The following is a 19,838-nucleotide window of genomic DNA, read 5'->3' as shown; positions in this document are numbered from 1 at the left end:
CATTAAACACGGACTTGTGCGACTCCCTGTGCGATGCGGGTGATGTGCATAACAAAATCTGCATCTTCGCCAACCAGCAGTCTCGGCAAATGTTGGCGAAAATCTTCCCGCTGGCACCACTCACGCATGTAATCCTCCCATGACATCCAGCGGCGCAGGCGTTTGCCGCGCATATCCGGGTCATAGGCCAGCAGATAGGCCCGCTCAAATAATGAAATCAGGATTTCGAACATGACCAGTTTTCGTTCTTCCTGCTCGGCTGACATGGCTAGCGGGCCGCTATGCGAACGCAGTTGCAAGTCAGGGTTGGCCATCACCAGCTTGAGGAAATCGGTATAGTTGTCGGCAAGCAGTTGATAGACTTCTTCATCTTCGTTCTCGCGCTCTTTACGTTGCTCAAGCATGAAGGTCATGATCGCCAATGGCAGACCAATGACCGTGACCACATAACTCAGTAACTCCCAGGTGTCTTTGCTTATCACTAAAGAATATCCTCAAAAATACGCGCTGATTGCTGCTTTAGCCTTTGCCATAATGAGCGTTTCTGCCACTCTTGCAACTCAATCTTTTTAGCATTTTTCAAGTCTTCCTGAAAGCGGCTTTCAAGATTTTTGGCGGTTTGATTATCTAAAATGACCACGTCAATTTCAGCATTGATGCCAGCGCTGCGGTAATCAAAATTGGAACTGCCAATCACCGACCACACACCATCAATCGAGATCATTTTGGCATGTAATATCTGATCCTGCATCTCGTAAATTTCTACGCCATGCTTTAACAGGCGCGCGTAGTGCGACCGCTGGACATTAATCGCCAGTATTGAGTCACTTATACTGGGAACTAGCAAGGATATTTTTACGCCACGCTCTGCGGCAGCAACAAGCGCGTCTTCCTGCGCTTCTGTAGGCACAAAGTAAGCCGAGTTCAGGACAATATGGCTTTCCGCATTTTCAATGGCAGCCACCAGGGTCAGGTAATACGGTGAGTCTGTATTTTTACGCTTGGTAGCCGGCGTGGCGATGACCCGCACAAACTGTTCTCCCTGTTTGGAAAGCGGCGGGAAAAAGTTAGCCTCGTCTAACGGCTGTGCCGCGTCCCAATGTTCCAGAAATACTTGTTGAATATTTGCCACCACCGGGCCTGTCACCTGAATATCGGTATCTCGCCAGTCGGCCTGATTGATTTGAGGTAATTTTTGTTTGCTGAAAAAGCGTAATGAACCTTTGCTTTGGTAGGTTTTGCTTAAATTCACACCACCCAAAATGGCTACATTGCCATCGACAACCATAATTTTTCGATGATCGCGCTGGTTAATTAAAGTAATGCTGTCGGCTTTGACAGGATGAAAAACCGTAATCTTTGCACCAGCTTTTTTTAGTGTATCGAATAGTTCAGGAGGCGTGCTAATTGAGCCTATTGCGTCATAGATAATGTGCACATTGACACCTTTTGACAGCCTGTCCAACAGCAGTGCCTTCAGTGTAATACCGCCAAGATCTACATCTTCAAATGTGAAGTACTCCAGATGAATGTGCTGTTTTGCGCTTTCCAGCGCGTTACGCATGCTGGAAAAAGTATCCTCACCGTTGAACAGCAATGTGACTTTGTTATCGGCATATAAACTATTGCCGGCAATGGCTTGCTCTATGCGGAGATGTTCCGCCAGTGATGTGCGAATTCGCTCATCAGGCGATAAATTTTTTAAGACTTTGTTGATTTTTCCACGGGGCAGGGGTTTCTTGGCGCCAACAACTTCTATAGTCTGTGCTTGTGCATTGAGTTCTTCAAGCGTCTGCTTTGAATCCGGGATAGAGGCACAGCCTGTAAGCCATATGGCTATAAAAAATATAGATAGCAGAGACCATTGCTGGCAAAACAGATAAAGCGGTTTTTTAATATAAATGGCTGCCCCAAATGGTGGGTGCATACAGATCTTTGTGGGCATGTTGTCCACTATCGCCATTTCAGGATAGTTAGGAAGGTTGGCTTGCGTGCTGTTGTATTACATCCATACATTCATCAAACTGCAATGACTTATCGAAGAAATAATCAACACCCATATCCTTTGCCAGGTTGCGATAGTAGTTATTACCATGATTAGTCAGCATGACAATATCCGGCATTTTAAAAGGATAGTTTTTTTGTTTTGCATGACGAACCACATCGAAGCCCGTACCTTGGGCTAGCTCTATATCCAGCACGATCATGTCATATTCCGAGGCGTTCAGGAAATCGATAGCTTCATCGCTAGTCGTGGCAATGTCTTCAATTTCCAATTGATCACAGTCTTGGAGCATCTCAAGGATGACATCACGAATCAGTGCAGAGTCTTCAACTAACAATAATTTATACATGATCATTTAACCAATCACTAGCCCGCGATATTGTATAAAAAGTTTCGAAGTCTGACTGTAGAGTGAAATCCTACATTGCCCTACCTGATGAGGTTGATGGTCAAACAGAAAGTCATTTTTTCCAGAAGACTCAACGCTAAAAAACTTTGTTGCGTAAAAACTAGTTGAGTAAACCATATTTGATCGCATAGTAAGTTAAATCAGCATTTGATTTCATCGCCATCTTTTCCAAGATGCGGCTGCGATAAGTGCTCACCGTTTTGATACTGATAAATAATTCGTCTGCGATTGCGGTGGGAGTCTGTCCGGCTGCCAGTTTTACAAATACCTGGAATTCGCGGTCAGACAGGGTTTCATGTAATTGCTTTTCAGAAGGATGACTCAATTCGTTGGTCATCAATTCAGCTAGCTCTGCGGAAATATAGCGCTTGCCAGCGGCTACCGTACGGATAGCCTGAATAATCTCGTCAGAATCCGCATTTTTCGATAGGTAACCTTTACAGCCATTACGCATCAGGTTGAGAGCATACTGATCTTCAGCATAACCACTCAAAACCAGCACAGGTAAAGTAGGGGAAACATGTTTTAATTCATGCAGAGTGTCCACACCATTCTTGTCAGGCATGGAAATGTCCAGCACCATGGCGTCAAATTCCTTATCGCGCACCAGCTGGATTGCTTCAGCCCCGGAACTGGCTTCACCAGTCACTTGTAAATCAGATTCCAATTCAATCAAATTGCGCAAACCATCGCGCACGATACTGTGATCATCGACCAGAAGAATTCTTTTCATTATATTTCTCGTTATCGGGTAGCAGAGCGTATGGTATCAGTATTTGGTGATGTATTTGATTCAGGCGCAGGTTGATCTTCTGTCGGCTGCTCATTCACCATTTCAGTCCTGAATAAATTCCAATCGCTGCTAATCATGGAAATTGAATCTGCAAACAAAGTCTTTTTTTTCCAAACTTTACGCACAGCAAAAAAGGCGATGACGCCGATTAGTATTGGGATTGACATTGCAACACCCAATATCACTGTACGGTTAGGATGTTCCCACAATAGTGAAAACAGCCACATTAGACCTAAAAGTCCAGTAAAGATGAACATTGAGAAGACCACCAGTATCCCGATGACACTGGTGGCTAAACGCTCGGTTTCCCCCAAAAAATCCTGCTTGATCTGGTTGGCACGTTCTTCCGTGTAGTCTGCAACCTGATGACGCATGGTCAGCAAATTATCTGTCAAAGAGGATATTTTGCGATTGAAAAATAACATAGCAGTAAATTTTAGGAGGTTAACCCACATACATATCCCTTGTTAGTCAGGAGTTAATCGCGGCGTTTATTGCCCAATAGGTATCCTAACAGCAAACCTACACCAGCGGCTGCCAAAACAGTACCCAATGGGTGCTCTTGTACTGTATCTGAAGTTCTTTCTTTCACAGTCTGGTAGCCATGGCTAAGCTCTTCCTGTACTTGACCTTTAACTCGGCTAGCACTGGCGCTGATTTTTGAAGCGATAGATGCTGCGGTTTCATCATTGGTTAAACGATCAATATTGGTTTTCAATGTGCGAATCAACTCTTTAGCTTTGTCTTGAGTTGTATCGGCAGTATCTTGCACTGCATCCAGCAAATCATTCGCAGTTGTTTTAACCTGAGCCGCAATCTCTTCAATTGCCTGGTCAGATTGTTGTGCTAAACGGTCAGTTGTTTGTTCAACATTGTCTTTTGAAAAATTAAACATTATTAACTCCTTAATTGATGGTGATCGGAAATTAAAAAACACATTATTACCAAAAGCGTTGTACTTCATTTAACTAAACGCTAAAGATTAGAAAGCCAAGCATCTACAAGGTTTCAGATTTATGCTAACTGATTTTTTGTTATCCAGTTTAGCACCATGTGTTTTCAACATGGAGTCATGGTACCCACGGGCGTATTACATCCCTATCGGTTACACACCTATATGAAAGTCAGAATCGTCTGACAAAGCGCCTGAATGCTGGATGGGCAAATCTTATGCATTGCTGATAACTGATAACACCGCTATGATGCGGTTAATACTTTTTAAATACGTACAACGCAAAAAGGCTCCTGTTGATTGCTGATTGCAACACTGGCAATTATCACACCATGCAAAATCTTAGAACACATCTTCTTGCACTGCTGGATCGAATGGAAAAGGTCGGTGAAACCTTTGGCGGTAATACTGTCGCCCTGTTAACCGTGAGCCTGATTCTGGCCGCCGCTATGCTGGTATTTAATGACCGCCTTATTGTTAATACCAGTGAAAAAACAGATGCGTTGTCCACATTGGACCGATTAATCATGGAAACCTGGCAGACGCGGGCACATCTCGCAATTGCGGAAAGTGCCCAGCGCGGTTACCTGCTAACGCGATCAGATACTTATTTCAGGCCTTATGACGAATCCACCAGTCAGATTACAGCTCATTTGCATAACATTAATAAATTGCTTGATCGTAGTAACCTGACCAGGCATCCGGCCATTCGCACCATCATGACAGAAATGGTAAATAGTATTGCCAAAAAATCTGCCGAGATGAGCGTTACCATTGATCTAGCCAAAAAACGCCAATTTGACAAAGCATTAGCGGTTGTCAAGCTGGATTCAGGCATGAAGGAAAGCCGTAATATAGAAAAGCTGGCACATCAGTTTGAAAAGCAGGTAATGGAATACCGGGCAGAGCTCGCAGAAACCCGCAATAATACGCGGCGCATGATGCGCTGGTTTGTGATGGCTTGCCCGCTGATTTTTGTTTCACTCGTGGTACTGGTGATCAAACGCTTGCTGCGGGAACTGGCTGAAAAAGCAAAATTGCATGAGCGCCTGACCAATGAAAACACCGAATACGAACGCAATGTTCAAACTTTGCGTCATAAGCTGCAAGGCGAAGCATTACTAGCGCAAACCAATGTAGAGAGGGAACGCTATAAGCTTTCCAGGGAGCTGCATGATGAGCTCGGGTCATTGCTCACTGCCATCAAAATGGATATATCCTGGGCGGTTAAACACCTGAAAGACGATTTTCCGCAAGTCACAGAAAAACTCAAAAAAACCAATCAATACCTTGATCGCAGTATTAACTTCAAGCGCGAGATTGTGCAAAACCTCCACCCATCGATGATCAAGACCTTTGGACTGAATGCCTCACTGCAGAATCTGCTCAATGAAGCAGAGAACAGAAACCAATGGCAAATGGATGTTATTCTGCCTGAACAAGATCTGCAGATTAACGAGACCTTGAGTTTGATTATTTACAGGCTGGTGCAAGAAAGCCTGAATAACTGCAGTAAATATGCCGAGGCTACAAAGGTTTCAGTACATTTACTTAATGACGAACAGAATATCAAAGTCGAAATTGGCGATAACGGCATTGGCTTCGACACCAGTAAATTAAAAAGTGCTTCAACCGGCATCAGCGGTTTGCGTAATCGTGTGGAATCTATTGGCGGTCATTACGAAATTTTCAGTTCTCCCTTGCAAGGCGCTAGCACACGCGTGCTTTTACCTTATCTGAGAGACCTATCTGCCCCTTCCTGATCTTATTCAGGCATCATTGTAGTCATATTCTGACATCGAATTCAGTCATCAGACGACTGACCGAATATCTCCTGGTCTCTATTATGGTCACACATAAACCAGAGCTGTGGCTCACTTAAACTAAAAATAGAAAGTAATAGGAGGCAATATGTCTATAACAACATTTAAACATGCAATAATTTTCGGTGGCTTGCTTGCTACAACAATTACATTAAATGCATTTGCATTTGATTTGGATGAAGTTCAAAACGGAGATAAACCTTATCTTCAACAGTTCAATAGCCTGGATAAAAACGCTAACGAGACACTTACATGGTCCGAAGCTAAAGCTGACAAAGGTGTGAAGCATAAAGACTTTAAAACTTTTGATGACGACAATGACGGCAGCTTAACTTATGAAGAATATGCGGAGCTAAAAACCAAAACTGGTCAAAAAGCAATCAAATCCGCCATGTCAGATAGCTGGATTACTACTAAAGTAAAAGCGCGTCTGCTGGAAGAGGAAGCATTGAAATCACTGAAAATCAGTGTAGAAACCCATAAAGGCCAGGTGTTATTGAGCGGGTTTGTATCTGATGCCAGTCTCAAATCTAAAGCTGAAGAATTGGTTTCTGGCGTTGAAGGTGTGAAATCCGTTAAAAACGCAATTGTAGTGAAAGAAAGTTAATTGGAAACACCCTTTGCAAGCTATGTATTCTCTCCCAAAGAAGTAGCTTGCTCTTTTTTTTCGGTGAGTTGCCCAAATAAATATTGCGCACGATTATCCTCTGGAGCATGGGCAGTTTGCCAAATTACGAAAGGACTTAAATCATGAAAAAAACTAATTTTTATCTGACTACAGGTTTATTAATGGCTTCTTTACTAGGTGCCAGTGCTACTGCAACTGCGGCTGATGTAGTGAACAGAAATGAAGCAATGTACAAGTTTTTGCCTAGCGACACTGTCGTGCAAAACGTTAAAACCAGCTTGCAAAGTCATGGTATAGACACTTCAACTTTACAAGTGGATTCTGATGCTAAAGGTGTCGTGCAATTATCTGGTTTGGTTGGTTCCAAACAGGATGCCGAAGTGGCGACTCAAATTGCAAAAGAGTCAGATGGCGTCTATGCGGTGTTAGGTCAATGGCGTTATGAGTTGGCTGCTGTACCAGCAGACTCAGAAGCAGCAATGGAAAAGTCAGCACCTGCTGCTGCCACCGGTTCTGTAGAATCACAGCAATGAACAGATCGGGAGGGACAACCCTCCCGAAGTTCTTCCAAGCAGGAGTTAATGTTGCTGGGGCATCACATGTCGACCGGATTCGTACTCGGCCTGGTTGGCTTGTCGGATGAACAATAGCTTTTCAGTCGCAAATCCAAGCTCTTTTGCCTTCGCTATTAAATGTTGTTTGATTGGGTAGGTGAGTTGGGGTGTGCGTGACAAAATCCATAGATATTCACTGCCGCTACTTACCAGCGCGTAGTTGTAATATGGCTTATCTACGATAAGAATATTGTAATCGCCATAAAAAGGCCCAAAGAAAGATACTTTCAAGCGGCCAGTTCGGCTGCCATCTGCATTGGCCGGATCAATAAATTTGGCTTTGCCTACTGCTTCGCTCCAGTCTTTCTTTTGCGGGTCAAATCCACGATTCACTACTTTAATTGAGCCATCATCCTGCAAGGTATAATTTGCGGTGACCTGTTCGAGGCCCTTTTCAAATCTATTATCCAATCTCGCTATTTCATACCAGGTTCCCAAATATTGGGCTGGGTAAAAACTGCGCACAATAGTTTGTTCCGCTAGCGGCGACATGGGGTGTGAGCAACCGCTCAAATTGATCAATATAAATAAACAAGCTAAAAAATTATTAACAGTCATAAAGCATTATAAAAACCAATAAGTGAAAATAAGTTACAGTTTAAAATAATACACATTGAAACAGGCGATAAGGGATAAAAATGAAACTAACAACGGTATGCATCATCGCACTACTGTCATCACCAGCCATGGCTGGTAACGTGGAAACCGGGCTTGGCGGCGGATTAGGTGCGGCGGCGGGAACCGCAGTAGGCAGTGTACTTGGTGGTAGCACCGGTGAGATTGTGGGTGGTGCAGTTGGCGGTGGATTAGGTGGTGCAGTGACTACAGGCCGTGGTGGTAAAACTGGCGCTATTATTGGTGGGGCCGCGGGTGGTGCAACCGGCGCTGCGGTTGGGCGTACAGTAAGTGGTACAACCGCAGGTGCAGTGGTAGGCGCAGGTTTAGGCGGTGCAGGTGGAGCTGTGATTGGCAAAGAGATCGATGAGCCTGATCCACATGGGAAACGCTATCGTGGTAAAAAGGGCAAGAGACACGGGCATCATGGCCGAGGTCATCGGCATGATTAAGATTTAATTTGCGCAATCAATGTCGCCAGATCAAGGCGGCCAATCAATCTAATCTTAATCAGCTAGCCAGCTTAAGGCCTATCATCCCGGCAATAATCAGCAGCAAGCTGATAATCCGCAACGCAGACACTGGCTCGTTAAATAACAAAATACCTAAAATGACCGTGCCGACGGCACCGATACCGACCCAGATAGCGTAAGCAGTACCTACCGGTAAAGTTTTAACACAAAGCCCTAATAACCAGACGCTAATCACCATCGCCACGATAGTCCACAACGATGGCCAGAAACGTGAAAAGCCATCGGTATATTTCAACCCAATCGCCCAGGCCGTTTCAAATAAACCGGCAACTATCAATATTAACCAGGTCATAAAGCGCTTTCTTATATTAATTTGCTGAGATTTATAGATTAAGGTTTAAGTGCGTCAAGGTCTTGTGCAGTTAACCAGCGCCATTCACCAGGCTGTAAATTCTGTGGTAATTCAAGGCGTCCAATTTTGATACGCTTCAAGTAATCTACCCGGTTTCCAATCGCAGCAATCATACGTTTAACCTGGTGATACTTACCTTCTGCCAAAGTCATGTGAATAATCGATTCTGTCACGCGTGTAATTTCGAGTGCGGCAATCGTTTGATCTTCGTCTATCAGCTTTACGCCTGCAAGCAATCCTTGCAGGTCCTCGTCACTGATGGGATGTTTGCAAGTCACTTCATAGATTTTTGGTACATGGTGCTTGGGTGAACTGATCTTGTGAATAAACTGGCCGTCATCCGAGAGTAAAATCAAACCCGTGGTATCTTCGTCCAGCCGGCCTATGCACTGAATGCCACGCTCAACCAGTGGTAGTGGCAGCAAAGAATAGATGGTGGGGTGAAATTGCGTTTTGTGCGAGCATTCGTGATGTGCCGGTTTGTGCATCATGAGATAACTGTGCTCGCGGTATTCCCAAGGTTCGCCCTCAATGGTGAATTGCAGGTTTTCGAGTTCAAAAGTCGCGTCCGGGTCATTGCACAATTCCCCATTGACGGTCACTTCTTCATTAATAATCAGGATGCGACACATTTTACGTGTGCCGAAGCCTTGTCGTTGCAGAATACGTTCTAAATCAAGTTTCTTAGCCATAGCCTGAATTATACGCGAATCCTGAGGCGACTTTCCCGTAGGTGGTGCCCGCGTCTGTCACTCCATGCGTGACTCACGTACAATGCCGGCATGGCATTTAAACATATCACCTCCCGCGATAATCCCGTCTACAAACACTTGCGCAAGCTGGCCGATAATGCACGCGAACGTAAAAGCAGTGGCTTAACATTACTGGAAGGTGTGCATTTGATCGAAGGCTACCTGCAAACACAAGGTGAGCCGCAGTTGATGATTATTCCTGAGGGGAAAAGCAGCCTGGAAGCATCCAACCTGATGCAGTACCTGGTAGATGTAGACACCATCATGCTACCGACGTTGATGTTTGCCGATCTGACGCCCGTTTCCAGCAGCAGCGGCATCATGGCATTAGTACCTGTACCGGAGATCGCGTTGCCGGAAACAATAAATTTTGCCCTGTTAATTGAAAATATCCAGGATCCCGGTAACCTCGGCAGTATATTGCGTACCGCTGCCGCTGCCGGGGTGCAGGCTGCTTATCTGACGAAAGGCTGTACCGATGCCTGGTCACCAAAAGCCTTACGTGGTGGCCAGGGTGCGCAATTGGTATTACCGTTAGTCGAAAACGTGGATGCTGTGGAAGTGGCCCGGCAGTTCGCCGGTAAAACACTGGCATTGACTATGCAGGGAGAAAACCTCTACGATCAAGCGTTAAGTGCGCCAGTCCTGTTTGCAGTAGGTAATGAAGGCGCCGGTATTTCGGAGGCATTGCAGAATACGGTGAATATATGTGTCAGTATTCCGATGGCGCATCAAGGCGTTCTGGCATTGGAATCACTAAATGCCGCCGCGGCAACGGCAGTCGCCTTGTTCGAGTGCCAGCGTCAGCGAATGGTTGAAGTAAATCATCCGGTGCGCTGATTTAATGCGTCACTCCGTGGTCATCGTTGTCATCAAATAAAGCGAGCGCTTCCTGCTCATCGACCACATATTGCTTGTTACAAAAGTCGCATTGAATCTGAATGCTGCCTTGCTCATCAAGAACGCTGAGTACTTCCGCCAGACCCAGTAACTGCAACATATTGGCCACATTGGCTTGTGAGCAACTGCAAAAAGCACGGATATCACGCGCTTCAAACAAACGGATATCCTCCTCAACAAAAAGGCGCTGTAACAAAGTTTCAGTGTCTAAATCCAGTAACTCGCGATTGGTCACCGTATTAGCCAAATGCTGCACCCGGTTCCAGTGGTCGAGGTCATGCTCTTGTTGTTGCGGCAGTTTTTGCACCAGTAAACCAGCAGCTCTATCACCTTCGGCCGCCAGCCACAATTTGGTGTCGATTTGCTGCGAACGGAGCATGTAGTTTTCAAGCATACTGGCAATGCTGTCACCTTCAATTGGCACAATACCCTGATAAGGCTCGCCTTCCTCCGGCATCAGCGTAATCACTAAATGCCCTTGCTCAAGCCAGTTGCTCAGCGTGTCGCCGTGTAACTCTTCATGCACTTTAGCTGTGGCACGGATATCAAGCTCAGAAGTACATTCAACTACCAGTAACTGCAATGCACCCTGGCTTTGCAATTGCAAAATTAACTTGCCTTGCATTTTTAACGTAGACGTTAATAGCACACTGGCCGCCATGAACTCGCCGATCACTTTTTTCAAGGCGGGTGGTAGTGGTTGGTGTTCAAGCGCATTAAACAGGCTTTGATCAAGGTGCACACAGTTGCCGCGCACCGCGGAGTGATCAAAAATAAAGGGATGCAATAGGTCTTGTTTCATAGGTATTATTTTAACATTGAAGCCATGCCATTCTAAGGTGCAAATAAAAAAGCCCGCTCGAAAGCGGGCTAAAAATGGATTTAATCAGAAATGGTAATTAAGTGTCGCCCGTGCATTCAACGGCGCGCCAGGAGTGATGTTATTAATGTTGTGCGCAAAAAGTGCATAGTCTTTGTTAGTGATATTCTCAATATTGATCTGCGCATCCCATTGTGGGTTTATTTTTGCAAAAATAGCAGCGTCAAAACGGGTGTATCCCGGCAGGATAGTGCTATTGCCTGCTGTAGGTGTTGCTGCGTACATTTCTGAGCGGCTGACTATGCCCAGTGCCACTGCCCACATGTCGTTGATCTGGTACTTGTTCCACAAAGAGAAAGTGCGTGTCGGCGTCATGGCGAGTTGTGCACCTTTGTTAATCACGTTGGCGGCATTTGTATTCGCCTGTCTTTCGGTGATCTCGCCATCCTGCAAAGTAAATCCGCCCATGACTTGCCATTGATCGCTAATTTTGCCAGAAGCGCCAAGTTCCAATCCGGTTGTTTCCTGGCCGTCCAGCAGAATCGAGCTTCCGGTATTGCTAGGATCGATGGCCTGTACATTTTCCCTTTCCAGCTTATATACAGCTGCTGTCAGCGAAAAATTTTGCGTGATATCCCATTTTGCGCCGATTTCCTTATTGATGAATTTTTCTGGTTTAAAAGGTTGTGTGGCGCCAGCTGGTATAGTAAGTCCAATCAACTGGTCGCCGGCGCGTGGCACATAAGAAATACTGTAATTGGCATACAGCGAGCTATTCTCTGTTGGTTTGTAAATCAATCCTGCGCGCGGGGATAACAGATTATTGGATACATCTATGTTGTTGCCAGTCCTCAAATCCGAGTAACGAGTTTCAAGGTGATCGTGGCGTAATCCAATGATGGCTTGCCAATTCGGATTGAATACAATCTGGTCCTGCAGATAGAACGCAGCTACCGTGAAGTCGCTAGTCTGGTCTCTGGAAGTTGTATTGAATGCAACATTCGATGTGGTCGGGTTAGCTACTGAAAAATTTCCAGGAAGGTTTTCACCACCGGCAGGAGTCAGGCGCTTGTTGTCGGTATTTTGTGCAGCAAATTCTGCCCCTGCCAATAATTTATGTTCAACACTACCAGTGTGTGCTGAATAAGTAACATCGGTCTGATTAATCAGGTTTTCGCGTTTTGTATTATCCCTGTAAGCCCCTAACTGAACAGTGCCGCCCGTGGTCACACTGCTCCTGGCATATACGTTTTGATAATACTTGTCGTAATAGGCCAGGCGCGTGCTGTTCTTAACCTGTACGCCATTGTCAAAAGCATGTGTGATGGCGGCATTGAATGCGACCGTTTCAGTTTCAGTCGGGCTTAGTCTTGCATTACCAAAAAACTTGTCATAATCGCTGATACGATATGGCCGATTATTCAGGTTGCTACCATCGGCGCCTATAAACGAAGCTACACCACGATCAGCAATCCGCTCATCTTTAAAGTATTCAGCACTCAGTTCGATCTGTGTCTTGTCGCCTGGTCTGATGGTAAATGTCGGCGTAATACCGTAGCGTCTCAGCTCAACACCATCACGGTAGGAGTTTGAGTTTTCATAAACTGCATTCAGCCTGAACGCCAGTTCATCAGAAAGGCCTTGTCCGTAATCTGCCGCAATGCGGCGATGCTCAAAGCTGCCGTAACTTACGCTGATATCCCTAACTGGGTCCCAACCGGCTTTTTTGCTGACACGGTTAACCACGCCACCTGCACCGCCGCGTCCGAAGATCATGCCATTTGCACCTTTGAGTACTTCGATGCGGTCTGTATTGTAGAGGTCGCGGTAGGTCTGAATATCATCTCTCAAGCCATCTACGAACAAATCTCCGGTGGTCTGGTTGCCGCGCAGCACCAACTGGTCGCGGTTTCCTTCGCCTTGCGCCGCCTGAACGCCGGGAACATAACGCACAGCATCCGCGATACTTTGCATGGATTGGTCCTGAATGAAATCACGTGTGATAACGGTAATGGCTTGAGGGACATCTACAAGCTCGGAATCGGTACGGGTTGCAGTTGTAGAGCGTTTGGCCTGGTAACCTTTAACCGGTTTAGTATCACTTTCTTTTTCTGCGGTGACTTCCACTTCCTTTAATTCCTGGGGGCTAGTTTCCGCTGCGGCCAGACTCGATATTGAAAGAATAGATGAGCTTAAAAGCAAACCTAATGCATTGAGGACTGGCTGAGGAGTTAGCTTAAGCGATGAGGGCGTTTTCATTGTTGTAATCATTTTAAAAAATTATCGAAATAATAATTAAGTTGATAACAATTATCAATCATTAGTGTGCGGTTGGTAATGCTAAGTCACCTTATGCTATCTAAAGGTTGCCAGTTATCCAGTGCCCATTGCCACAAATCGGGAAGCGTTTTAAAGGCTTGGGGATGTGTGGGGAAGTTAGGCAAAAAACGGAAAGCTTTCAGCAACGTTGCAATGACTTCATCTTTAGGCAGTGATTCTGCGAGCGTCTGCTTGCTCAATTTTTGCCCATCTGCATTCAATACCAGCGGGATATGCGCGTACACTGGTGTTGGATAGCCTAACAGTTGTTGCAGATAAATCTGACGGGTGGTGGAATTGAGAAGATCAGCACCGCGTACCACATGCGTGACACCTTGCAGTGCATCATCGACTACGACGGCAAGCTGGTAGCTGTATAAGCCATCGGAACGTTTGATGACAAAATCACCAATTTCCCTGGCCATATTGTGCTGAATTCTGCCTTGAACGAGGTCTTGAAAGCTAATCAGTGATTCGGTTGTTTTCAGACGCCATGCTGCCGTGGAGTCATGTTTTATCGGGTGTGATAAGCAGGTGCCGGGATAAATGACTCCTTCAATACCATGCATGCTGCTGGAATCCGCAATTTCCTTGCGGGAACAGGTGCAGGGGTAAGCCAGGTATTTGTCACGAAGCCGGTTTAGCGCTACTTCATATAATGCGGTTCGCTGGCTTTGATAGGTAATTTCGTCATCCCATACAAACCCATAATGTTCAAGGGTATGGATGATCTCTTCACTGGCACCTGCCATTTTGCGGGTTTGGTCTACATCCTCAATACGCAACAGCCATTTCCCGCCACGGCTTTTGGCATCGCAATAGCTCGCGACCGCTGCGACCAGCGAGCCGAAATGCAAAGGGCCGGTAGGCGAGGGGGCGAAGCGTCCTACAATCATTATTGGGTTGCGTATGGCGGAATATGCCAGGCAACCAGCTGACCGCCGCGTAGTTGTAAATGACAGGCCATGCGTTCAATCCCATGGCTGGAGACATCAAAAGTATAGGTGCGTAGTATCTGTACGCGGCCATTGGTGTCGCGGGCGAAGCCAACACGTGAGCCTGCAACGGTTTCATCGAGAAATTGCAAGTTGCAGCGATCGGCCAGTTGACGGCCGATTTTCAGGGCAATTTCCCGTTTGGAAACAGAGTCCATCCAGAACCAGGCGCCAGCGACTATGAGTGCCAGCAGTGACCATTCAGCCATTCGATTTCTCCTGAGAGCCGGAGCCGCATTTGGGTGTATGATACAAGTGAGTCCGTTCCAAAATCTTCATTTCTTATCCTCAATTCACTACAGTTTGCTATGAGTTCATCACGCGAAACAGACGCTATCCAGGCTTATTATAATTTATTGCATGCCAAGGGAGCAGATGAAGCCATCATGGCACAACGCGATGCAATATTGAGTGAATTGTGCCCAATGCTGGAAAATCAAGAGTCTACCAGTGCGGTTTACCGCAAAGCGGTGGACGATTTTCTCGAAGATCAACCTGCACAGCGTTGGCCTGAGCTGCTTACCATTATCCGCGAGTTTTATCCTTTCTGGCGTGGCGATGTCAAAGCGGTCATGCAGTATGCGGATACTGTCGGCTTTGAGTTACATCTTATCGGCTGGCAACCGGCTGTCATTGATCTGCAATCGGTATGGCCTGCTTTGCAAGCCGAAAAATTTGCCACTTCAGAACTATGGGCACTGAATGGATACGTTAAAGCGCTTAAATCCATGGAGCAAAAACAGGATATGGATATTGAAGTGCGTACACGTATGGCCAAGTTAATGTTGCTGAGGTTACGTGATGCGCCATTGTCAGAGAAAAATGCATTTCGAATTACGGCGGATGCTACTTTGCCCTTATTTAACCTGAAGCATACCCGGCATTTATTTTTGAATGCGGTGCGTGAGTTCTATTACTTCTGGGCCGCACACCCAGATGCCGAAGAGATGTTCAAGCAGCTTCAACCTTCCGAAATCATGTAATCCAAAATCGCACTAAAAAAGTGCAATGCACTTTATAAGGTGCAATAGTGGTGCATTTTTCAAGTGAGCCTAAAACTTTATTCTTTAAAATCAACCATGTAATAATGGTCTGATAATTGCTTATCCACTGCGAATTTTTAAAAAAGGCGTGCCAAAAGGCAAAACGTCATCTTTATATAATTAAATTCGGAGAGCGAAAATGGAAGCATTAGTGTCCGCTAATGACGTCTTGTTTGTATTACTGGGGGCTATCATGGTGCTGGCGATGCATGCCGGTTTTGCATTTTTGGAAGTCGGTACAGTGCGTCAAAAAAACCAGGTCAACGCACTGGTCAAAATCATGGTGGATTTTTGTGTTTCCACCATTGCCTACTTTTTCATTGGCTACAGCATCGCTTATGGCATCAATTTCTTTAGTGGCGCTGATGTCCTGGCAGCTAAAAGTGGGTATGACCTCGTTAAATTCTTTTTCCTGCTGACCTTTGCAGCAGCCATTCCGGCGATTGTTTCCGGTGGCATTGCCGAGCGCGCCAAGTTTAATCCGCAAATGGCAGCAACCTTCCTGATTGTCGGTTTCGTCTATCCCTTTTTTGAAGGGATCGCCTGGAACAACCATTTTGGTTTCCAGGAGTGGTTAAAGTCCAGCTTTGGTGCCAGCTTCCATGACTTTGCAGGTTCGATTGTCGTACACGCGATGGGCGGCTGGATTGCTCTGGCGGCGGTGATGCTATTAGGTGCCCGCAGTGGACGCTATACTAAAGAAGGCAGATTGCATGCTTATCCACCTTCCAATATTCCTTTCCTCGCATTAGGCGCATGGATACTGACCGTCGGCTGGTTTGGCTTTAATGTCATGTCCGCGCAAGCTATCCAAAACATTTCTGGCCTGGTAGCCGTCAATTCGCTGATGGCCTTGGCCGGCGGCACTCTGGCTGCACTCGTACTCGGTAAAAATGACCCTGGCTTTGTGCACAACGGCCCTTTGGCTGGCCTGGTTGCTGTCTGTGCCGGTTCAGATGTGATGCACCCGCTTGGCGCCTTGGTCACCGGTGGTGTAGCTGGTGTAATCTTCGTCTGGGCGTTTACCATGACACAAAACCGCCTGAAAATTGATGATGTATTAGGTGTATGGCCGTTGCATGGTTTATGCGGTGCCTGGGGTGGTATAGCAGCCGGTATTTTCGGCAGTGCCAGTTTAGGCGGTTTAGGTGGCGTCAGCCTGGTAAGCCAGTTGCTTGGTACTATTGCTGGCATCACTGTCGCATTTATTGGCGGCGGTATTGTGTATGGTTTGCTGAAAAAACTTGTCGGCATCCGCCTGGATGCAGAGGCTGAGTTTGATGGCGCCGATTTAAGTATCCATAAAATTCCATCAGTCTCGGCCGATTAAGTGTTTACCCGCAAACACTTAAATTCTTACTAGACTAATAACTGATCGCCTTCCATCTTGTCTCTTCCGCACGGGAGAGATAATTCAAACTTAATTCGAGTTCCTGTCTCTATCAATTAAGACTGATAGAGGCAGGAATATTGTTTTAGGCAATGATTTAATAAATTTTTGCTTGATTCGACGTTTGAATTAATCCACTCTAATGTTGTAAATAAAATCAGATTAAATATAAGACATCACTCAGTGATGCACTTCTTTCAAGGAAGATCCGACTATGGCGACACTGAATATTAATGGCACCACCCACCAGGTGGATGCGCCAGATGACATGCCTCTCCTTTGGGTGATCAGAGATATCATCGGTCTGACAGGGACCAAGTTTGGGTGTGGTATCGCGCAATGTGGCGCATGCACCGTTCATATCGATGGGCAGGCGGCCCGCTCTTGTGTACTGCCTATCTCAGCAATCGGTGACAAGAAAATCACCACCATAGAAGCGGTGGGTGAAACTTCTGCTGGTAAATCTATCCAGAAAGCCTGGCTAGACCTTGAGGTCATGCAGTGCGGTTATTGCCAGTCCGGCCAGATCATGTCTGCATGTTCTTTACTCGGACAACATCCTCATCCCAATGATGAACAGATAGACACCGCCATGGCAGGCAATATTTGCCGGTGCGGGACTTATCCACGCATACGCGCCGCGATCAAAGTTGCCGCGAAAGAAGGAGCCTGATTATGTCGCAAGGATTAATTCAGGGTCTGACCGATAAATATATTGTTGCCAATCCTCCACGCAGAAATTTCCTCAAGTTTGCCGCCTCGGTTAGTGCCACAACAGCGGGAGGTATGGTGCTCAGTATCAGTATGCCCGCCTTGAGCCAGGATAAACAAACACAGTCCTATGATGAGCTTGAGGCCGGCAAGAATGTGTTAGCGCCGAATGCCTTCATCAAGATTGATACGAATGGTGAAGTCACCATGATTATGCCCAAGGTTGAAATGGGCCAGGGTGTTTATACCTCACTGCCCATGTTGCTGGCTGAAGAGCTTGAAGTCGATGTGCAAACGGTGAAGCTGGAGCATGCCCCGCCGAATGACAAGCTTTATGGAGACGCGATGCTGGGTGCACAAGTCACAGGCGGGTCAACCTCTATCCGTGCAATGTGGGATCCGCTGCGCCAGGCTGGGGCTGTTTGCCGCTCACTGCTGGTGACTGCTGCTGCCCAGAAATGGAAAGTAGATGAATCTACCTGCCAAGCCAGGTCAGGGGTGATCTATCATGAAGCGTCAGGTCGGAAATTGGGTTATGGTGAACTGGTAAAAGTTGCCAGTGCATTACCTGTCCTCACTAAAGTTGCTCTCAAAGACCCCAAAGATTTCAAAGTCATCGGTACCTCGGCCAAAAGATTAGATACCCCCGATAAAGTAAATGGTTTGGCCAAATTTGGTATTGATGCGCATCCGGACAAAGTGAAGTTCGCAGTAATCGCCACCAGCCCGGTGTTCGGTGGAAAGTTGATTAGCGTGGATGATAGTCGTGCCTTGAAGATGCCTGGAGTCCTTCAGGTGGTCAAGGTGGATAATGCTGTTGCCGTGATTGGCATTCATACCTGGGCGGCCAAGCGCGGCTTGGGTGCGCTAGAAATCAAATGGGATGAAGGTAAAAGCACTGCAGTGAAAACGGGTGATCTGATCCAGGACTTGCGGGATGCATCCAAAAAACCAGGGGCGGTTGCCAAAAAAGAAGGTAATGCAGCCAGTGCATTTAAAAAAGCCGATAAAACCCTGAGTGTGGAATATGAGCAGCCATTTCTGGCACATGCGACGATGGAGCCCATGAACTGCACGGTAGAAGTCGGTGCTTCAGGTTGCGACATCTGGGTAGGCACCCAGATACCGACTTTTGCGCAGGGAATGGCTGCAAAAACGCTAGGTATTCCCGTTGAAAAAGTCAGGCTGCATAACTTCCTGATTGGTGGCGGTTTTGGCAGAAGGCTGGAGTTCGATGGTGTCGTGCAAGCTGTCAAAATCGCCAAGCAAGTCAAAGGGCCAGTCAAGGTCATCTGGACACGCGAAGAGGATATCCAGCACGATATGTTCCGGCCCTATTACTTTGATCGTATTTCAGCGGGCCTGGACGCGAAAGGCAAACCCGTTTCCTGGTCGCACCGGATTGTAGGTTCTTCAGTCATGGCGAGATTTGCACCGCCAGCAGTCAAAAATGGTGTGGATCCTGATGCAGTAGAAGTGTCTGCTGACCCTCCTTATGAATTGCCTAATCTGTATGTCGATTATGTGCGTGTTGAGCCCCGCGACGTACCCACGGCATTCTGGCGCGGTGTAGGCCCTACCCGAGGTACTTTTGTGGTCGAGAGTTTTATCGATGAACTGGCAGCCCTGGCTAAAGTCGACCCGGTCAAATACCGTCTTGAACTGTTGAATAAAACTCCAAGGCTGAAAAACGCTTTGCAACTTGCTGTAAGCAAAAGTGACTGGGGCAAACCGTTGGCAAAAGGGAAAGGCCGTGGCGTTTCAGTCATGCATGCCTTCGGCAGCTTCCTGGCGATGATAGTAGAAATCACTGTGAACCCACAGGGTGAAGTCAAAGTAGATAAAGTGGTATGCGCGGTGGATTGCGGGTTGACGGTTAATCCCAATACGGTATTAGCCCAAATTGAAGGCGGCGTGATATTTGGTCTCAGTGCTGTGCTCTACAACGAAATTACCATCAAAAATGGACGTGTGGAACAAACCAACTTTAATGACTATCGTGTAATGCGCATCAATGAAACGCCCGTGTTTGATATCCATTTGATTAAAAGCGCCGAAGCGCCTGGTGGCATCGGTGAACCAGGTACGGCGGCTATTGGTGCTGCCCTGGCAAATGCGGTGTTCTCGGCAACCGGAAAACGCATCCGTAAACTGCCAATTGGCAACCAACTACAAGCATAGGAG

22 protein-coding genes are annotated in these 19,838 nt (G+C 46.5%); 9 read left to right on the top strand and 13 right to left on the bottom strand.

The genetic code is table 11. The features are described from left to right. Positions 1-2 precede the first annotated feature (2 nt). The 6 genes from ASG34_RS09380 to ASG34_RS09355 form a co-directional block, all read right to left on the bottom strand. The gene (locus tag ASG34_RS09380; RefSeq protein WP_055829841.1) at positions 3-482 is read right to left on the bottom strand and encodes a hypothetical protein; all 480 of its coding nucleotides are present in this window, start codon (positions 480-482) and stop codon (positions 3-5) included. Next, positions 482-1,927 (bottom strand): phospholipase D-like domain-containing protein, encoded by a 1,446-nt coding sequence (locus ASG34_RS09375; RefSeq protein WP_235559747.1) that lies wholly within the window; start codon positions 1,925-1,927, stop codon positions 482-484. The genes ASG34_RS09380 and ASG34_RS09375 overlap by 1 nt, the downstream gene beginning before the upstream one ends. A 46-nt stretch (positions 1,928-1,973) precedes the next feature. Then, complete coding sequence (locus ASG34_RS09370) at positions 1,974-2,354, bottom strand: response regulator (protein WP_055829838.1); 381 nt, start codon at positions 2,352-2,354, stop codon at positions 1,974-1,976. Positions 2,355-2,514: 160 nt separating this feature from the next. Continuing rightward, the gene (locus ASG34_RS09365; protein ID WP_055829836.1) at positions 2,515-3,147 is read right to left on the bottom strand and encodes a response regulator; all 633 of its coding nucleotides are present in this window, start codon (positions 3,145-3,147) and stop codon (positions 2,515-2,517) included. A gap of 11 nt (positions 3,148-3,158) precedes the next feature. Next, positions 3,159-3,662: a hypothetical protein gene (locus ASG34_RS09360; RefSeq protein ID WP_055829833.1), complete on the bottom strand. Its 504-nt coding sequence runs from the start codon at positions 3,660-3,662 to the stop codon at positions 3,159-3,161. A 23-nt stretch (positions 3,663-3,685) separates the two neighbouring features. Further along, complete coding sequence (locus ASG34_RS09355) at positions 3,686-4,102, bottom strand: glycine zipper domain-containing protein (protein WP_055829831.1); 417 nt, start codon at positions 4,100-4,102, stop codon at positions 3,686-3,688. Between the two features lie 389 nt (positions 4,103-4,491). Here ASG34_RS09355 and ASG34_RS09350 point away from each other — a divergent pair, with 389 nt between their 5' ends. The 3 genes from ASG34_RS09350 to ASG34_RS09340 all read left to right on the top strand — a co-directional run bounded on the left by ASG34_RS09350 (position 4,492) and on the right by ASG34_RS09340 (position 7,143). Next, complete coding sequence (locus ASG34_RS09350) at positions 4,492-5,922, top strand: sensor histidine kinase (protein WP_055829829.1); 1,431 nt, start codon at positions 4,492-4,494, stop codon at positions 5,920-5,922. A gap of 148 nt (positions 5,923-6,070) precedes the next feature. Further along, positions 6,071-6,589: a BON domain-containing protein gene (locus tag ASG34_RS09345; RefSeq protein ID WP_055829827.1), complete on the top strand. Its 519-nt coding sequence runs from the start codon at positions 6,071-6,073 to the stop codon at positions 6,587-6,589. A 143-nt stretch (positions 6,590-6,732) separates the two neighbouring features. Beyond that, the gene (locus ASG34_RS09340) at positions 6,733-7,143 is read left to right on the top strand and encodes a BON domain-containing protein (protein ID WP_055829826.1); all 411 of its coding nucleotides are present in this window, start codon (positions 6,733-6,735) and stop codon (positions 7,141-7,143) included. A 45-nt stretch (positions 7,144-7,188) separates the two neighbouring features. Here ASG34_RS09340 and ASG34_RS09335 read toward each other — a convergent pair whose 3' ends face one another. Further along, positions 7,189-7,716, bottom strand: coding sequence for a lipocalin family protein (locus ASG34_RS09335; RefSeq protein ID WP_055829824.1), 528 nt, complete (start codon positions 7,714-7,716; stop codon positions 7,189-7,191). A 146-nt stretch (positions 7,717-7,862) separates the two neighbouring features. Between ASG34_RS09335 and ASG34_RS09330 the strand changes: the two genes are divergently transcribed. Continuing rightward, positions 7,863-8,291 carry a glycine zipper domain-containing protein gene (locus ASG34_RS09330; protein ID WP_055829822.1) on the top strand — a complete coding sequence of 143 codons (429 nt, stop codon included), beginning with the start codon at positions 7,863-7,865 and terminating at the stop codon, positions 8,289-8,291. Between the two features lie 58 nt (positions 8,292-8,349). On the opposite strand, the gene sugE is transcribed toward ASG34_RS09330, so the two are convergent. Together sugE and ASG34_RS09320 are read right to left on the bottom strand one after the other, a co-directional pair. Continuing rightward, a complete protein-coding gene (sugE, locus tag ASG34_RS09325; protein WP_055829820.1) occupies positions 8,350-8,664 on the bottom strand; it encodes a quaternary ammonium compound efflux SMR transporter SugE in 315 nt (104 codons plus the stop codon). Between the two features lie 38 nt (positions 8,665-8,702). After that, complete coding sequence (locus ASG34_RS09320) at positions 8,703-9,416, bottom strand: pseudouridine synthase (protein ID WP_055829818.1); 714 nt, start codon at positions 9,414-9,416, stop codon at positions 8,703-8,705. A gap of 90 nt (positions 9,417-9,506) precedes the next feature. On the opposite strand from ASG34_RS09320, the gene ASG34_RS09315 reads away from it, so the two are divergent. Beyond that, entirely contained in the window at positions 9,507-10,316 is an 810-nt protein-coding gene (locus ASG34_RS09315) for a TrmH family RNA methyltransferase (RefSeq protein WP_055829816.1), read from the top strand. A gap of 1 nt (position 10,317) precedes the next feature. Here the strand turns inward: ASG34_RS09315 and hslO are convergent, their stop codons facing one another. The 4 genes from hslO to ASG34_RS09295 all read right to left on the bottom strand — a co-directional run bounded on the left by hslO (position 10,318) and on the right by ASG34_RS09295 (position 14,719). Beyond that, positions 10,318-11,178 (bottom strand): Hsp33 family molecular chaperone HslO, encoded by an 861-nt coding sequence (hslO, locus tag ASG34_RS09310; protein WP_055829814.1) that lies wholly within the window; start codon positions 11,176-11,178, stop codon positions 10,318-10,320. A gap of 84 nt (positions 11,179-11,262) precedes the next feature. After that, on the bottom strand, positions 11,263-13,455 hold the full coding sequence (locus ASG34_RS09305; protein WP_055829812.1) for a TonB-dependent receptor: 2,193 nt from the start codon (positions 13,453-13,455) through the stop codon (positions 11,263-11,265). Between the two features lie 86 nt (positions 13,456-13,541). Next, positions 13,542-14,411 (bottom strand): tRNA glutamyl-Q(34) synthetase GluQRS, encoded by an 870-nt coding sequence (gene gluQRS / locus ASG34_RS09300; RefSeq protein ID WP_055829806.1) that lies wholly within the window; start codon positions 14,409-14,411, stop codon positions 13,542-13,544. After that, the gene (locus ASG34_RS09295) at positions 14,411-14,719 is read right to left on the bottom strand and encodes a DUF3301 domain-containing protein (RefSeq protein ID WP_055829802.1); all 309 of its coding nucleotides are present in this window, start codon (positions 14,717-14,719) and stop codon (positions 14,411-14,413) included. Before ASG34_RS09295 ends, gluQRS begins: the two co-directional genes overlap by 1 nt. A 99-nt stretch (positions 14,720-14,818) precedes the next feature. Here ASG34_RS09295 and ASG34_RS09290 point away from each other — a divergent pair, with 99 nt between their 5' ends. From ASG34_RS09290 to ASG34_RS09275, 4 genes are all read left to right on the top strand, one after another. After that, positions 14,819-15,493, top strand: a complete 675-nt coding sequence (locus tag ASG34_RS09290; RefSeq protein ID WP_055829800.1) for a hypothetical protein — start codon at positions 14,819-14,821, stop codon at positions 15,491-15,493. Between the two features lie 199 nt (positions 15,494-15,692). Beyond that, positions 15,693-16,883, top strand: a complete 1,191-nt coding sequence (locus ASG34_RS09285) for an ammonium transporter (protein WP_055829798.1) — start codon at positions 15,693-15,695, stop codon at positions 16,881-16,883. Positions 16,884-17,157: 274 nt separating this feature from the next. Next, positions 17,158-17,616: a (2Fe-2S)-binding protein gene (locus ASG34_RS09280; protein ID WP_055829796.1), complete on the top strand. Its 459-nt coding sequence runs from the start codon at positions 17,158-17,160 to the stop codon at positions 17,614-17,616. 2 nt (positions 17,617-17,618) lie between these two features. Further along, a complete protein-coding gene (locus ASG34_RS09275; protein ID WP_055829794.1) occupies positions 17,619-19,835 on the top strand; it encodes a xanthine dehydrogenase family protein molybdopterin-binding subunit in 2,217 nt (738 codons plus the stop codon). The last annotated feature ends 3 nt before the right edge of the window (positions 19,836-19,838 follow it).

The sequence above is a fragment of the Methylophilus sp. Leaf416 genome (genome assembly GCF_001424665.1).
Classification (GTDB): Bacteria; Pseudomonadota; Gammaproteobacteria; order Burkholderiales; family Methylophilaceae; genus Methylophilus.
Note: the sequence above shows the minus strand (reverse complement) of the source record. Positions and strands in the feature narration are given on the sequence as shown.

What these genes read in the sequence shown, in the direction of transcription:
- ASG34_RS09375 (WP_235559747.1), bottom strand. Translation starts at nt 1,927, where the DNA reads ATGCACCCACCATTTGGGGCAGCCATTTATATTAAAAAACCGCTTTAT.
- ASG34_RS09355 (WP_055829831.1), bottom strand. Translation starts at nt 4,102, where the DNA reads ATGTTTAATTTTTCAAAAGACAATGTTGAACAAACAACTGACCGTTTA.
- ASG34_RS09320 (WP_055829818.1), bottom strand. Translation starts at nt 9,416, where the DNA reads ATGGCTAAGAAACTTGATTTAGAACGTATTCTGCAACGACAAGGCTTC.
- ASG34_RS09350 (WP_055829829.1), top strand. Translation starts at nt 4,492, where the DNA reads ATGCAAAATCTTAGAACACATCTTCTTGCACTGCTGGATCGAATGGAA.
- ASG34_RS09340 (WP_055829826.1), top strand. Translation starts at nt 6,733, where the DNA reads ATGAAAAAAACTAATTTTTATCTGACTACAGGTTTATTAATGGCTTCT.
- ASG34_RS09295 (WP_055829802.1), bottom strand. Translation starts at nt 14,719, where the DNA reads ATGGCTGAATGGTCACTGCTGGCACTCATAGTCGCTGGCGCCTGGTTC.
- sugE (WP_055829820.1), bottom strand. Translation starts at nt 8,664, where the DNA reads ATGACCTGGTTAATATTGATAGTTGCCGGTTTATTTGAAACGGCCTGG.
- ASG34_RS09275 (WP_055829794.1), top strand. Translation starts at nt 17,619, where the DNA reads ATGTCGCAAGGATTAATTCAGGGTCTGACCGATAAATATATTGTTGCC.
- ASG34_RS09315 (WP_055829816.1), top strand. Translation starts at nt 9,507, where the DNA reads ATGGCATTTAAACATATCACCTCCCGCGATAATCCCGTCTACAAACAC.
- ASG34_RS09290 (WP_055829800.1), top strand. Translation starts at nt 14,819, where the DNA reads ATGAGTTCATCACGCGAAACAGACGCTATCCAGGCTTATTATAATTTA.
- ASG34_RS09280 (WP_055829796.1), top strand. Translation starts at nt 17,158, where the DNA reads ATGGCGACACTGAATATTAATGGCACCACCCACCAGGTGGATGCGCCA.
- ASG34_RS09360 (WP_055829833.1), bottom strand. Translation starts at nt 3,662, where the DNA reads ATGTGGGTTAACCTCCTAAAATTTACTGCTATGTTATTTTTCAATCGC.
- gluQRS (WP_055829806.1), bottom strand. Translation starts at nt 14,411, where the DNA reads ATGATTGTAGGACGCTTCGCCCCCTCGCCTACCGGCCCTTTGCATTTC.
- ASG34_RS09330 (WP_055829822.1), top strand. Translation starts at nt 7,863, where the DNA reads ATGAAACTAACAACGGTATGCATCATCGCACTACTGTCATCACCAGCC.
- ASG34_RS09285 (WP_055829798.1), top strand. Translation starts at nt 15,693, where the DNA reads ATGGAAGCATTAGTGTCCGCTAATGACGTCTTGTTTGTATTACTGGGG.
- ASG34_RS09345 (WP_055829827.1), top strand. Translation starts at nt 6,071, where the DNA reads ATGTCTATAACAACATTTAAACATGCAATAATTTTCGGTGGCTTGCTT.
- ASG34_RS09365 (WP_055829836.1), bottom strand. Translation starts at nt 3,147, where the DNA reads ATGAAAAGAATTCTTCTGGTCGATGATCACAGTATCGTGCGCGATGGT.
- ASG34_RS09370 (WP_055829838.1), bottom strand. Translation starts at nt 2,354, where the DNA reads ATGTATAAATTATTGTTAGTTGAAGACTCTGCACTGATTCGTGATGTC.
- hslO (WP_055829814.1), bottom strand. Translation starts at nt 11,178, where the DNA reads ATGAAACAAGACCTATTGCATCCCTTTATTTTTGATCACTCCGCGGTG.
- ASG34_RS09305 (WP_055829812.1), bottom strand. Translation starts at nt 13,455, where the DNA reads ATGAAAACGCCCTCATCGCTTAAGCTAACTCCTCAGCCAGTCCTCAAT.
- ASG34_RS09335 (WP_055829824.1), bottom strand. Translation starts at nt 7,716, where the DNA reads ATGTCGCCGCTAGCGGAACAAACTATTGTGCGCAGTTTTTACCCAGCC.